14 protein-coding genes and 1 pseudogene are annotated in these 11,827 nt (G+C 65.9%); 7 read left to right on the top strand and 8 right to left on the bottom strand.

The features are described from left to right. Window positions 1-1,347: cation:proton antiporter (locus QK444_RS22585; RefSeq protein WP_282783421.1), on the top strand; the 1,347-nt coding region annotated here is incomplete at its 5' end. Here QK444_RS22585 and QK444_RS22580 read toward each other — a convergent pair. Both QK444_RS22580 and QK444_RS22575 read right to left on the bottom strand, forming a co-directional pair. After that, complete coding sequence (locus QK444_RS22580; protein ID WP_282783419.1) at window positions 1,312-2,541, bottom strand: M20 family metallopeptidase; 1,230 nt, start codon at window positions 2,539-2,541, stop codon at window positions 1,312-1,314. The two genes, QK444_RS22585 and QK444_RS22580, sit on opposite strands and share 36 nt — an antisense overlap. A gap of 90 nt (window positions 2,542-2,631) precedes the next feature. Continuing rightward, window positions 2,632-2,904, bottom strand: coding sequence for a hypothetical protein (locus tag QK444_RS22575; RefSeq protein ID WP_282783417.1), 273 nt, complete (start codon window positions 2,902-2,904; stop codon window positions 2,632-2,634). A gap of 148 nt (window positions 2,905-3,052) precedes the next feature. Between QK444_RS22575 and QK444_RS22570 the strand changes: the two genes are divergently transcribed. The 5 genes from QK444_RS22570 to QK444_RS22550 all read left to right on the top strand — a co-directional run bounded on the left by QK444_RS22570 (window position 3,053) and on the right by QK444_RS22550 (window position 6,323). After that, window positions 3,053-3,988, top strand: a complete 936-nt coding sequence (locus QK444_RS22570; protein ID WP_282783415.1) for a helix-turn-helix transcriptional regulator — start codon at window positions 3,053-3,055, stop codon at window positions 3,986-3,988. After that, on the top strand, window positions 3,978-4,190 hold the full coding sequence (locus tag QK444_RS22565) for a DUF397 domain-containing protein (RefSeq protein WP_282783413.1): 213 nt from the start codon (window positions 3,978-3,980) through the stop codon (window positions 4,188-4,190). The genes QK444_RS22570 and QK444_RS22565 overlap by 11 nt, the downstream gene beginning before the upstream one ends. Before the next feature lie 135 nt (window positions 4,191-4,325). Then, window positions 4,326-4,853: a DUF6790 family protein gene (locus QK444_RS22560; protein ID WP_282783411.1), complete on the top strand. Its 528-nt coding sequence runs from the start codon at window positions 4,326-4,328 to the stop codon at window positions 4,851-4,853. A gap of 41 nt (window positions 4,854-4,894) precedes the next feature. Further along, the gene (locus tag QK444_RS22555) at window positions 4,895-5,317 is read left to right on the top strand and encodes a MarR family transcriptional regulator (protein ID WP_282783409.1); all 423 of its coding nucleotides are present in this window, start codon (window positions 4,895-4,897) and stop codon (window positions 5,315-5,317) included. A 523-nt stretch (window positions 5,318-5,840) separates the two neighbouring features. Beyond that, window positions 5,841-6,323 carry a hypothetical protein gene (locus tag QK444_RS22550; protein ID WP_282783407.1) on the top strand — a complete coding sequence of 161 codons (483 nt, stop codon included), beginning with the start codon at window positions 5,841-5,843 and terminating at the stop codon, window positions 6,321-6,323. Between the two features lie 348 nt (window positions 6,324-6,671). Here QK444_RS22550 and QK444_RS22545 read toward each other — a convergent pair whose 3' ends face one another. From QK444_RS22545 to QK444_RS22520, 6 genes and pseudogenes are all read right to left on the bottom strand, one after another. Further along, window positions 6,672-7,097 (bottom strand): PIN domain nuclease, encoded by a 426-nt coding sequence (locus tag QK444_RS22545; protein ID WP_282783406.1) that lies wholly within the window; start codon window positions 7,095-7,097, stop codon window positions 6,672-6,674. Then, a complete protein-coding gene (locus QK444_RS22540; protein ID WP_282783404.1) occupies window positions 7,088-7,306 on the bottom strand; it encodes a CopG family transcriptional regulator in 219 nt (72 codons plus the stop codon). The genes QK444_RS22545 and QK444_RS22540 overlap by 10 nt, the downstream gene beginning before the upstream one ends. Before the next feature lie 139 nt (window positions 7,307-7,445). Further along, the gene (locus tag QK444_RS22535; protein ID WP_282783402.1) at window positions 7,446-7,901 is read right to left on the bottom strand and encodes a TetR/AcrR family transcriptional regulator; all 456 of its coding nucleotides are present in this window, start codon (window positions 7,899-7,901) and stop codon (window positions 7,446-7,448) included. 181 nt (window positions 7,902-8,082) lie between these two features. Further along, window positions 8,083-8,181, bottom strand: a pseudogene (locus QK444_RS22530) (sigma factor-like helix-turn-helix DNA-binding protein); the annotation flags it as partial. A 298-nt stretch (window positions 8,182-8,479) separates the two neighbouring features. Next, window positions 8,480-9,247 (bottom strand): SDR family oxidoreductase, encoded by a 768-nt coding sequence (locus QK444_RS22525; protein ID WP_282783400.1) that lies wholly within the window; start codon window positions 9,245-9,247, stop codon window positions 8,480-8,482. A gap of 214 nt (window positions 9,248-9,461) precedes the next feature. Beyond that, window positions 9,462-10,055, bottom strand: coding sequence for a nuclease-related domain-containing protein (locus tag QK444_RS22520; RefSeq protein ID WP_282783398.1), 594 nt, complete (start codon window positions 10,053-10,055; stop codon window positions 9,462-9,464). A gap of 1,425 nt (window positions 10,056-11,480) precedes the next feature. Here QK444_RS22520 and QK444_RS22515 point away from each other — a divergent pair. Then, window positions 11,481-11,827, top strand: a 347-nt coding sequence (locus tag QK444_RS22515; RefSeq protein WP_282783396.1) for a hypothetical protein, incomplete at its 3' end; no start/stop codon positions are given.

The following is an 11,827-nucleotide window of genomic DNA, read 5'->3' as shown; positions in this document are numbered from 1 at the left end:
CTGCAGATAGCCACCCACTTCTTCCTGCAGGTGGCCGTGATCCTGGTGACCTATCGCCTGCTCTGGCACGTGTTCCGGCGGCTCGGACAGGTGCAGGTGGTCGCGATCATGGTCGCCGGATTCGTGCTCGGGCCGTCCGTGCTGGGCTGGCTCTGGCCGTCGGCGCAGCACTGGCTGTTTCCGGCCACCCTGGACGGTAGTTCGATCACCCACCCGAACCTGGTCGCCATCTACGTGGTCGGCCAGCTCGGGCTGGTGCTCTACATGTTCCTGGTGGGAGCGTCCTTCAAACTGGACATCCTCGGCGCACATCTGCGTCAGGCCGGGGCGACGTCGGCCGCGGGCGTGGCGGTACCGCTGCTGCTGGGCGGGCTGGTCGGCTGGTGGCTGGTCGGGCAGGGCGGCTACTTCACCGAGCGGGCCGCCGGGTGGCAGGGTGCGCTGTTCGTGGCCTCCGCCGTCGCGATCACGGCGTTTCCCATGCTGGCGTGGATCGTGCACGATTCCGGACTGCTGCACACCCGGCTCGGCACCATGTCGCTGTCGTGCGCTGCCGTGGACGACGCGTGCGCGTGGGTGCTGCTCGCCACCGTGGTCGCCACCACCAAGGACGAGATGAGCGGCGCGCTGATCACCGCGATCGGGGCGCTGGGCTATCTGCTGTTCATGGTGTACGTGGCACGGCGCTGGCTGGCGAGACTGAACGCCTGGACCCCACGTGACAGCGCTCCACAGGTGGGCGGACTGCCGATCGCGCAGCTGTCGGTCATCCTGATCGTGGTGCTGCTGGCGGCCTGGTTCACCGACTGGGTCGGCATCTACTCGGTGTTCGGCGCGTTCGTCGCCGGGGCGGTGATGCCGCGCGGCGAACTGCTGGACCGCGTGCGTGAACGGCTGGAACCGCTGGTGTCCTACCTGCTGCTGCCCGGCTTCTTCATCTACTCCGGGCTGAACACCGAACTCGGCCTGATCTTCGCCCCCGAGGTGCTGCTGATGGCCGCCCTGGTCCTGGTGGTGTCGTTCGCCGGGAAGTTCGGGGCCGTCGGGCTGGCCGCGCGGTGGCAGGGCATGGGGTGGCGGGAAGCGGCGGCCATGGGCGCGCTGGCCAACGCGCGCGGGCTGATGGAACTGATCCTGCTCAATATCGGCCTGAGCGCGGGCCTCATCACCGGCGAGCTGTACACGATCCTCGCCCTGATGGCGATCGTCACCACCTTCCTGTCCACCCCGGTCCTGCGCCTGATCGAACGCAATATCCGAAGGGATGGAAGAACTTTCGGCCCGTACGGCGAGGAACCGTTGCCGCCGGCGCTACCAGACGGGCGCGCCGCGGTCGCTCCCACCTGATCCGCCGGTCAGGAACAGCCGTGCCGCGACCGCATAGGTCAGCGCATACCGCTTCAGGTCGCGGACGGCCACCCACTCGTCGGCCATATGCGCGATCCACTTGCCCCCCGGCCCGTACACCACACTCGGAATCCCGCCGTGTGCGGTGAGAATGGTGCCGTCGGTGGTGCCGGGCACGCCACCGAGGCGGGGCCGGACGCCGTTGACGATCTCGTGTCCGGCGATCAGGGCGGTGACCAGCGGGCCGTCCGGATCGGTTGCGACCCAGGGGCGATCGTCGATCACGGTGACGGCCGATCCGATCCCACACCCCCGCGCCGCCGTGTCGACGCATCGGTCGACGCGTTTCAACAGCACCTCGTGATCGACGCCGGGCACCGTGCGGATATCGAGGAACAGCGAACTGGCGCCGGGAATCGTGTTGATCTGGTCGGCGGTCCCCGCCCGCGCCACCGTGGGCGTGATGGACGGAGCGCCCAGCGGCGGTCGGCTGCCCACCTCCCGCACCAGGCGGCATTCGAGATCCTGTAGCCCGAGCACCGCGCGGGCCAGCGCGGGCAGGGTATTCCGTCCCTGCCACGGCATCGCCCCGTGGCTCATCACCCCGGTGAAATCCACCCTGAGCCGCATCGCGCCCTTCGACACCGGACACACCTCGTCCCCCTCGGGCTCACCGCAGATCACTCCGTCGACGTCGCGAACGAAACCCTGCGCCACAGCGGCTTTCGCGCCCGTCATCATCCCCTCCTCGTCGGCGAGCAGCAGCAGGCGCACCCGGCCGGGAAAGGGCCCGGACAGTTGCAGCGCCCGCACCGCGTACAGCATCGCCGCGACACCGGATTTCATATCCGCGGCACCCCGCCCGTACAGCCTCCCGTCCCGGATCTCGCCGCCGAAGGGATCGACGCTCCACTGCCCGACATCCCCCTCCGCCACCACATCCATATGTCCTTCGAAGGCCAGCATCGGCCCCGCCCCACCGCCCCCGTCCACCGTCGCCACGATATTCGGACGCCCCTCCGCTTCGAAAAGCGCGGCACTCCAGTCCCATTCCCGCATCCTGGCGAGCAGCAGATCAGCCACCGCCCGTTCCCCCCGGCCTTCCTCGAACGGTGTGTGCGTCCGTACCAGCTGTCGTGTGAACTCGATGAGTTCCCGCTCGTCGATGGCGGCTGCCAGCGCGTCGATCTCCATGAACATCCCCTCGCGGGTTCGGCGTCCGTTCGCGCCGGACGGTCCGGGCTGATCCTTGCTGCGGCCGTACGAAACTGTGGCGCAGGGTTTCTAGGCATCCTCGCGGACGCCCCGGGGTATCCGGCATCCCCCGATCGGGTGGCGCATGCCGGTGGCCGACAGCGCGTGGGGCCGGGCGCGATGTCGACCACCAGGGCGGCCGCTCGCCACGGGAACTGTGACGTGGCCGCCTCCGGTGAGCGGGAGTCGGAACGAGTCGGGCCGCCTCGGATGACTGTCACGGTAGAAGCCCCAGTACGACCAGACGATGACGCCGCCGCACAGCGCCAGGATCGCCAGCAGAGCCCACGCGTCCCAGGACATTTCGGCCTCATTTCGGAAGTTGGCTGTCGGTGTGTGGGACCTCAGGGTCATCTCGGATGCCGACGGGCGGAGTCGAAGTCGTGGGCGTCGACAATGTGGGGCGAAACTGCTCCGCCCGGCCTGGGACGGTCTTACGCTATTTCCCAGAATGGGAACGGAGCTGGGCCGGAATGGACCGAGGGGGCCGGACGTGTCTGAAGACCATGGCGCTGGATCGACCCTCCCGCGCCGTCAGCTCGGGCGGGCATTGCGTGAGGCTCGCGAGGGCATGGGTCTGACTCTCGAGCAGGCCGCGAAGCTCATGGAATGGGGCAAATCCACACTGGGGCGGCTGGAGAAGGGGCAGGCCGAACGTGTGCGGGTCCGAGAGATCGAGGGTCTCTGCCAGATCTATGGGCTGCCGGACGAGCAGACCGGCGTGCTGAAGACTCTTGCCACCCAGGCCAGTACACGATCATGGTGGTATTCGTTCACCGATCTGATCGCGGCAGGATTCAACACCTACCTCGGTTTGGAGGCGGGGGCCGCGCGATTGTCCTTCTATCAGCCGCTGGTAGTGCCCGGGCTGTTGCAGACAGCGGAATACGCTCGCGCCATGGACCGGGTGTATTTCCCCGACGACAACGACGCCGAGAGCGACCGTCGCATCGAACTGCGCACCCGCCGCCAGGCCATTCTCGGGCGTAAGCGAAGTCCCGCCCTCGCCGACGTTATCCTGCACGAGAATGTACTTCGCACCGTCGTCGGTTCGCCGAAGATCATGGCCGCCCAACTGCGTCGGCTGGCGGATATCGGAACGGCAGACAATGTCAGCGTGCGTGTGTTGCCGTTCCACGCCGGGCTCCCACTGGGCGTCGGAATGTCACCATTCGTGATTCTCGACTTCACGCCCACCACCCGGGGAGATACCGAACCCACTGTGGTTTTCGCTGAAAACTACACGGGTGGAATGTACTTCGAAGAGGTTGCCGATATAGACCGGTATCGCAAGGCTCATCGGACCCTCGGCGCGGCCGCACTGCCGGTCCAGCCTAGCCGTTCCTTATTGCGCGAGACCGCAAGGAGATTCGACAGTGAATACTGACCTATCCGTCGCGAGCTGGTTCAAGTCGACCTACTCCGGAGGCGGCCAAGAGTGCGTGGAGGTCGCATTCATCGGTCCGGCTGCCGAGCGTGTCGGGGTACGAGACTCGAAGGACCCGACCGGCCCGGCGCTGCTCTTCGATTCCTTCGGCTGGGATGCCTTCGTCGGCGCACTCAGATCCGGGCGGCTCGATCACGCCTGAACCCGAACCTCGCGGTTCGCGCGCACCGCCGGGGACCGGTTGGTGACCTGCGGTGTCATCTGCAATCCCTGATGTGGCCCGCCTCTCTCGAACTCAGTCTTGCATGGTTAATATTAACCATGCAAGACTCGGGTTATGAGCACACCGTCCTACCTCGCACAGTCCGCCTTCCCGCTCATCTGGCCGCTGACGGCGGTCGCCGGAGCATTCATCCGAACCCGCCGCAGTCTCTCCCGTCGCGCCGCGCTGGACACCTGGCAGCGCTGGTGGGCGGTCGCCGCCCTCGGCTTCGGCAGCTTGTGGATGACGTTCATGTTCCTCGCCGCCCCCGACGCGATGTCCACCGCGATCGGCTTCGCCCGCACGCCTTTCGAGTTCGAAATCGCTTGCGCCAACCTCGGACTCGCGATCATGGCGTTCCGCGCCGCGTCCCCCTCGGCCACCGACCGCGAACGCATCACCATCGGTCTCGGTGCGGGCATGTTCCTATGGGGCGCACTGATCGGCCACGTCTACCAATGGTTCGCCCACGGCGACCACGCCCCCGGCAACACCGGCGGAGTCCTGGTCTGCGACCTGCTCTTCCCCGCGGTCATGATCGCCCTCGCCGGCTACTCGCAACGGCTGTCCGCCCGGGAGCGCACCGTCGCCAGCGTGGGATGATGCCAAGTCTTAACCGGACAAGACTCGGCTATGCTCGACACGTGGACGATGGACTCGCGGACCTACTGCATCGAGTGGTGTTCCTGCTCGGCGAAGCGACCCGGCGACGCGCCGACAACTCCGACGGCCTGACCTACAGCCAAATGCGCCTCCTGGGCACCTTGGAAGAGATCCAGCCCGCCACCCAACACCAACTCGCACAAGCACTCTCGGTCTCCGACCCCGCGATCAGCCGAGCCCTGCGCCCCCTCGAAGACGCCGGCCTGGTCGAAATCACCCCCGACCCCGACCACGCCCGCCGTCGCCTGGTCACCCTCACCGAAGCCGGCCGCACCGCCTTCCATACCACCGGCAAACCCCTCTACGACGAACTACGCAAGGCACTCCTCGCCGCCGGCTTCCCCTACGACCGCTACCTCCGCGACACCGCCCGCCTGGCCGAACTCCTCGACTCGCCCCGATAGTCCGTACTCGCCCCCAGTTGAGTGCGCCTCGACACGGAGTCGCTCTGTTGGTTGACCGGTGACCGTCGAAATCCGAATCAGACCTGCCACTCGCGGGCATCGGGGGACTGGCCGAGCGGCACCAGAGCGGACTTCTCGATCCGCCGGGGGGCAGCGGTCCCGACCATGCGCGGCCCATCACCTCACAATTCTTCAGATCCTGCGCAAGTTCGCCGAAGCGGTCGAAGTCGTCGGTCGTGAGAGAAAGCCCGACGAATCCCCTGCTGAGCCACCGCCGGAGCAACTCGCTCCTGGCGATGCCCATCTCCCGTGCACGCCAATCGATCTCCTCGATCGCAGGCTGGGCACATCCCGAATCACGAGTTCCGCCATACGTCCACTTCCTGATTTCCACGGTTGCCACCACGATGCGATCGTGTCGATCCGGTCTTGCGAACGATGGTCACGTCAGAGACCTCGGCTATGCTGACGGTCGGCTGAAAGCGAATGAACCCGTCGATCGGACCCAGCCGGTGACCCGCTGTTGAACGACGTGACCGTTCTCGTGAACCTGTTGCGCCGCCTGGCCGGACGCCTCCCGGACGACGGCCTGACCACCCTGCGTTCTCTGCTGGCCGCCCGCGAACTGGATGACCTGGAGCGCTCGCTGGAAACGCAGGTCCACTACTACGGCATCGATCTGAACACCGAGCCGCACTGCGGCGAACTGCGGTTCGTCCCGACCGATCCAGACGGCTCGCACGGCGAGCGCGACCTGCTTACGCGCGCGACGCGCCACCCCGCCCTGCGCCGGATCGTGAAGGCGCGCAGGCTCCAGTCGCCCGAAGCGGTGGTTTACGTCGTCGAATACGCCGCGGGAGCGGATGTGTCCCGCCTTCAGGACGCCTTGGAGCTGGACACGGCGTTGGTCGAGGTGGTCGCCGAGGACGAGGCGCTACCCCCGTACCAGGCCGCCGCCCTCGCCGCCGGCCGCCGGATCTGGCCGACTGGGAGACCGGATAAATAGCACACCAATTCAGCCTCGAACGCTGACCGACCACGAGTCCGGCGCCGTCGCCAAACTGCTGGCCATACGTAGATCTGGTGCGGACGAGTATCGTGGGCAAGCCTGGACAACGACGTATGCTCCGCGGACACTGCGACTGCGAAACCCGCTAGGCGGTGTCCTCACAGGTGATCGAGCAGATCGTCGGAGTTGTTGTTGTGGTCTGGTTTGACTGCTGGTTGTGGTTCGTAGGAGCGAGTCCACCGAGTAGCAGTGGAGAGCGATCGAGCCGTTGTTGCCGGTGTCGGGCGAAGGGACTTCCTCGCCGACGGACTGACCTACAGCCAACTGCGCCTCCTGGGCACCGGTTCAGTGCGCCTCGAAACGGAGTCGTTCCGTCCGTTGGCCGGTGACCTCTGCGATGAGATCGAAGTCCTTGTCCACGTGAAGGACGACGAGTCGTGCTTGCTCCGCGATCGCTGCTACCAGTAGGTCGGGAATCGATGGTGCGCGGTGTTGCCCCTGGTCCGCGAGCATTCGAAGCACCTCTACGGCCCGGTCTTCCGCTGTTGGGGTCAGGTACTCAATCGGCATCCGTGCCAGCGGCGGGCGATCGAGAAGTGCTGCGAGATCGGGCGCGGACCGCGCGGAGTAGCCGGTCTCCAGCAAGGTGACCGTTGAAATCCGAATCAGACCTCGCTCGATTCGCCTTGCCCACTCGCGGGCATCCTGGGACTCGCCGAGCCGGACCAGGGCGGACTTGTCGATCAGCCAGGGGCGGCCGGTCACGACCATGCGCGGCCCATGACCTCAGGGTTGTTCAGATCCTGTGCAAGTTCCCCGAAGCGGTTGAGGTCGTCGGTCGTGACCGGGACGGCTGGTCGAAAGTCTCTGCTGAGCCATCGTCGGAGCAGTTCGCTTCTGGAGACGCCCATCTCCCGCGCACGCCGATCGATCTCCTCGATAGCGGGCTCGGGGACATCCCGAATCAAGATATCCGTCATGTCGCCTACCTCCTGATATCAACGATATCAGCTAGGATTCGATCGTGGGGCCCCGCGATGCGGTAGCAGGCCGCCGCCCCCGCCATCGACCGCCGCGATCTGGCCGATCGGGTGCCTGACGCGGGGTGCGACCCCGGAGTCAAAGACCGAGTGGTCCCGACATCGGGGTTCGGTCGGTCGGCGCGTGCTCGTGGGCGATGACGGTGCGGTCGGGGAAGTGGCGGTAGACGGTGCCGATGCTTATTCCCGTTTCGGCGACGATGCGGTTGGTCGAGGTGTTGACGATGCCGCGTTGTCCGAAGAGGTTCGCCGACGTATCGAGTATGAGCTGTCGGGTATCGAGGGCGCGTTGCTGTGTCGGACGGCGTTGGCGCGCTGTGGCTTTCGTCGGCATCGCATGCTCCGACCAGCTGTGACGGGCTTTCGGGGGCATGCCGAGCATCGTGTAGTAGTGGCCGAAGAACTCCGTACAGGTGACACCGACACCGTCGGTGAGCGTGAACACCTTCCCGGCAGCGGGCGGCGACGCGACGGGGAGCAGGATGCCGTCGACGAGATCGTCGATGTAGACCGGACTGCAGATGCCCTTGCCCATCGCCGGCAGCCAGCAGCTCCCGCAGCCCGTCGACGTCCCCCTCCCGGAAGGCGTCGAAGAACCGTTCGGCGAATTCCGCGCGCTCGCGGCGGTCGGCCTCGAACCGGGGCCTGCCCGCGTCCATGTGGCGGCGTGCCCGCACCGCTAGCTGGCGGCACGCCGGTTCCGAACGCCCCACGGCTGAGGCGATCTCGCCGAACTCGAACCTGAACACCTCGCGCAGCACGAAGACCGCTCGTTCGAGCGGGCTGAGCCGCTCGAGCAGCAGCAACGCCGCCATCGACAGCGATCCGGCCAGTTCCGCCGACCGCTCCGGATCCTGGTACGGGCCGGCGAGGAACGGCTCAGGGAACCACGGCCCCACATAGGACTCCCGCCGCACGCGCGCCGAACGCAGCACGTCGATGGAGATCCGAGTCACGACGGCCGACAGGAACGCCTTCGCCGACGTGGGCCGGGTCGGCGTTGCCTCGTAGCGCAGCCACGTCCCTGCACCGCGTCCTCGGCCTCGCTCACGCTGCCGAGGATCCGGTAGGCGATCGAGAACAACAACGGCCGCAGCCCTTCGAACTCCTTGGTCACCACGGCACCGGACCGTCCGCGCTGAAGAACCCGCCGGTCGGCCCGTCCGCGCCGAGCGTGGCCAGCCGCACCAGAATCGCGGCGCCCGGTGCTGGAGTGAAGGCCCCGGTGTGGTTGTTGTTGTCGGTGTCGACGTAGCCGGGGGTGACCGCGTTGACGAGGATGCCGTCCTCGCGCAGCTCGTTGGGGTACTGCACGGTCACCGCGTTCAACGCGGCCTTGGACGGCGTGTACGCGGCCGACGCCAGCAGACCCGCCAGCGGGCCGTCCGGGTCGCTGGTGATGGTCAGCGACGCGGCGTGGCTGCTGACGTTGACGACGCGCGGCGCCGGTGACCGCCGCAGTAGCGGCAGCATGGCATTGGTCACCGCGATCACCCCGAAGACGTTGGTCTCGAACACCGTTCGGACCATGTCCAGATCCACGGAGCTCGGAACCTGATCGTAGGCGTCCTGCGGCGAGACCTGTCCGGAGCCGGTGACGCCCGCGTTGTTGACCAGCACGTTGAGATGGCCGAAACGCTCCTTGATTCGCTTCGCCGCCTGCTCGATGGTGTCCGGGCCGGTGACGTCCAGGGTGACCGCATGCACGTCGCCGCCCGACCCGCGCAGCGCCGCGACAGCCTCCTCACCACGCCGCGAATCCCTCGCACCTATCAACACAGTCGTGCCCAGCTCGGCGAGCTGCTCGGCCGCCGCCCGCCCGATCCCCTTGTTCGCCCCGGTAACCAGCGCCACCCTCCGGTGCGTGGTGTGTTCGCTCATGGTCGGTACCTCTGTCTGTGGTGTGGTGCGTTCTTCCGAGAACCTGTCTTCGGAACACGAGACGAGACAGCCACCGTCACTTGTGACATGCGGACGGAACAGTGAGACGAGCGTTGGGGAGGGTCCGAGGGACACAACGTCGGAGCAGGTCCGGCCTGCGCGTTGGCCCGAGGCCAGGCTGCTCACCGGCCAGCCCCGAAGGCGAGTCCGTAGTTCATCGTCGTCGGCGATCAGCGTGGAAGCGATGGTCGCGTTCGACCAGCCGAACGACCTCGGCGCTGTCGCCCGGAGTAAGTGGCGAGGAGAGATACCGGATCGTATGCAGGAGCAGGCAGGGGTCGGTGCCGACGAAATCGACTGCGGGGTTCGCGACTTCGACGAGTTGGGCGTGCTCGTGCATGAGCATGACCGCTGTGCGGACTGCGATCCGATGCCCTTGTCGAGTCAGCCATGTCTCCAGGTCGCGCGCGACCTGTCCGACCTGCTGAGGCCAGCTGCGTCCGCCGCCGTCGACGGCCCATTCGGATTCGTACACGTTCCCGCTCGCGCTGAGCTTCTGGTACCACCACTGGTCGCCGACCGCGTGCAGCAGAACTCGGCGGCGCTTGACCTCGACGGCCCAGACTCCGTCGGGTCCGATCAGCACGCTGTCGGTCTCCCCGCGCCGGTTCCGGTAGCCACGCAGCATGACCCACTCGTCGGACAGGGACGACAGGCTCCAGGCCAGTAGGGCCTCACCGTACGCACCGGATCCGTGCTGCTGCCTCCGGCCGAGCGCCTGCTGCGCGTCATTGTCCGCCCACGCCACCTGCTGAGCGGCCCGGCCGACGTGTTCTTGCGCGGCTTGCTCGGCCTCGGTGGGGACGGCCAGTATCCGCTTCCAGAGGGGTTTTCGCGCGTTTGGCGATCGCCCACTCGGTCTGCGCCTGCGCGTAATAACTTTGCCACGCAGCCTGGTTCGCCGCCGCTTCGCCTAGTCGCTGCTCGGAAAGCTGCAACTGCTCGCCGACGTGATCGGATAGCACCTTGACTCGCATCGTGACCAGCCCCCTGTGCACGGCTACCGCATTCAGCATGACAAAGCCGTCGACCGTGGGCGTTGCGAATGTTCCGGATTCCAGCGATCTGGACATGTATGCGAGCGGTTCCCACGACCACGCCACCGGCAACAGGCTGGCGGCTCCAATGCGTGCGGCGCCCTCGAATGCGCCTGCGGGCGTTCCGTTCTCGCCGAGTCGCTGGTCCGCGCCAAGCGGGGCGCTGTGGGCCGGAGTTGCGTAGGACGGCCTATCGAGCGGGGCTGCGCGGCTGGCCTTCCGACAGCATGGGCGGCACTCGTCGAGACGAGAAAGATCGTCCTGGCTCGAAATGGCCGCTCACGGCCGAGCCGTTCGCCGAGCAGGATGGCGACGTGCCCGACGTGTTCGATCGGTCATGCTCGATGGCAGATGCGAGATCGGTACCGTCTACGTTCCATGATCTATCGTACGGAACCTCCGGAGACCGGATCAGTAGCGCACCACTTCAGCTTTGAGCGCTGACCGACCGCGAGTCCGGCGTCGCCGCCTAACTGCGTGCCTTCTGGCCTCAAGCCCCCGCAGCGGTTTGCTGTGCATCGCTAGGTCCGCGGCCCATGGTGGCGATCCCGCTCTCCCGATGCATGCTGAGCACGATCTGCGCCATCGGGCGGATGTTCGATAGGCGCGACCCTAACCCGGTGAAGCCCTCCGGCTCAGTCGATCTCACACTGCGCCTATGTGCGGAGCATCTGGACTTGCGCCCAGTCCGCGCACTGGATCGATGGTCTGTTCGCGACGTCGACTAGGTGGAACATGTGCCCGGCCTGCTCGGGTGAATCGCCAGGCATAGAAACGCGCACCGCACACCAAAACCATCCTGCCGCCGCCACATTCCTGGATAATATCAAGGTCAGTAATGTCGGCTTTGCGGGCTGTATCCGTGGTCGGCGGCACGAAAATCATGATGGGGAGGGCATTCGATGCCTCGCGATGATCCTCGGAATCCCGACCGCTCAGACCAGGCCCAGGGAGATGGGTCCTCCCAGTCTGATGACGGAGATTCTAATAGAAGTTCGAGGGATCCAAATGAATCGTCAAGAGAAGCTCAAGATGGAGTAAACGGCTCGGGTGTGCAGGCAGAGTTAGATTCTGTTACTGTCGCAGTGTTGTACGCAGCGGAGCGGAGTTCAGGGTCTTCGCTGCAAGGAATCATCGTGAATATCTGGATCGCGGCTACGACTTACTTCACTGCTGCATTTGCGCTCTTCATAGTGCTATTCAGCGGTGATGCAGTCAGCAATATCCAAGGGGCTACCCGTTTCTGGATACTCTACGCGCTTCCCTTTCCAGCTTGTTCGTTCGCTGGCTACCACCTGATCCTATTTGGAACAGGGGTAATCAGATCTAAGTCGATAGAAATACTGGAAGAAAGCGTCGTGTCGAACGCGACGAGAAGGTCGGACGACTCAGTTGGTGAGTTCTGGTCGAAAAATATTGGATCGCGAGCGGAAACAGGCTGGACAAACTATTATAAAGCGAATGGAAGCAAGGGTTTAACTTG

Source organism: Nocardia sp. CC201C (genome assembly GCF_030010695.1).
In the GTDB taxonomy this organism is placed as follows: domain Bacteria; phylum Actinomycetota; class Actinomycetes; order Mycobacteriales; family Mycobacteriaceae; genus Nocardia; species Nocardia otitidiscaviarum.
Note: the sequence above shows the minus strand (reverse complement) of the source record. Positions and strands in the feature narration are given on the sequence as shown.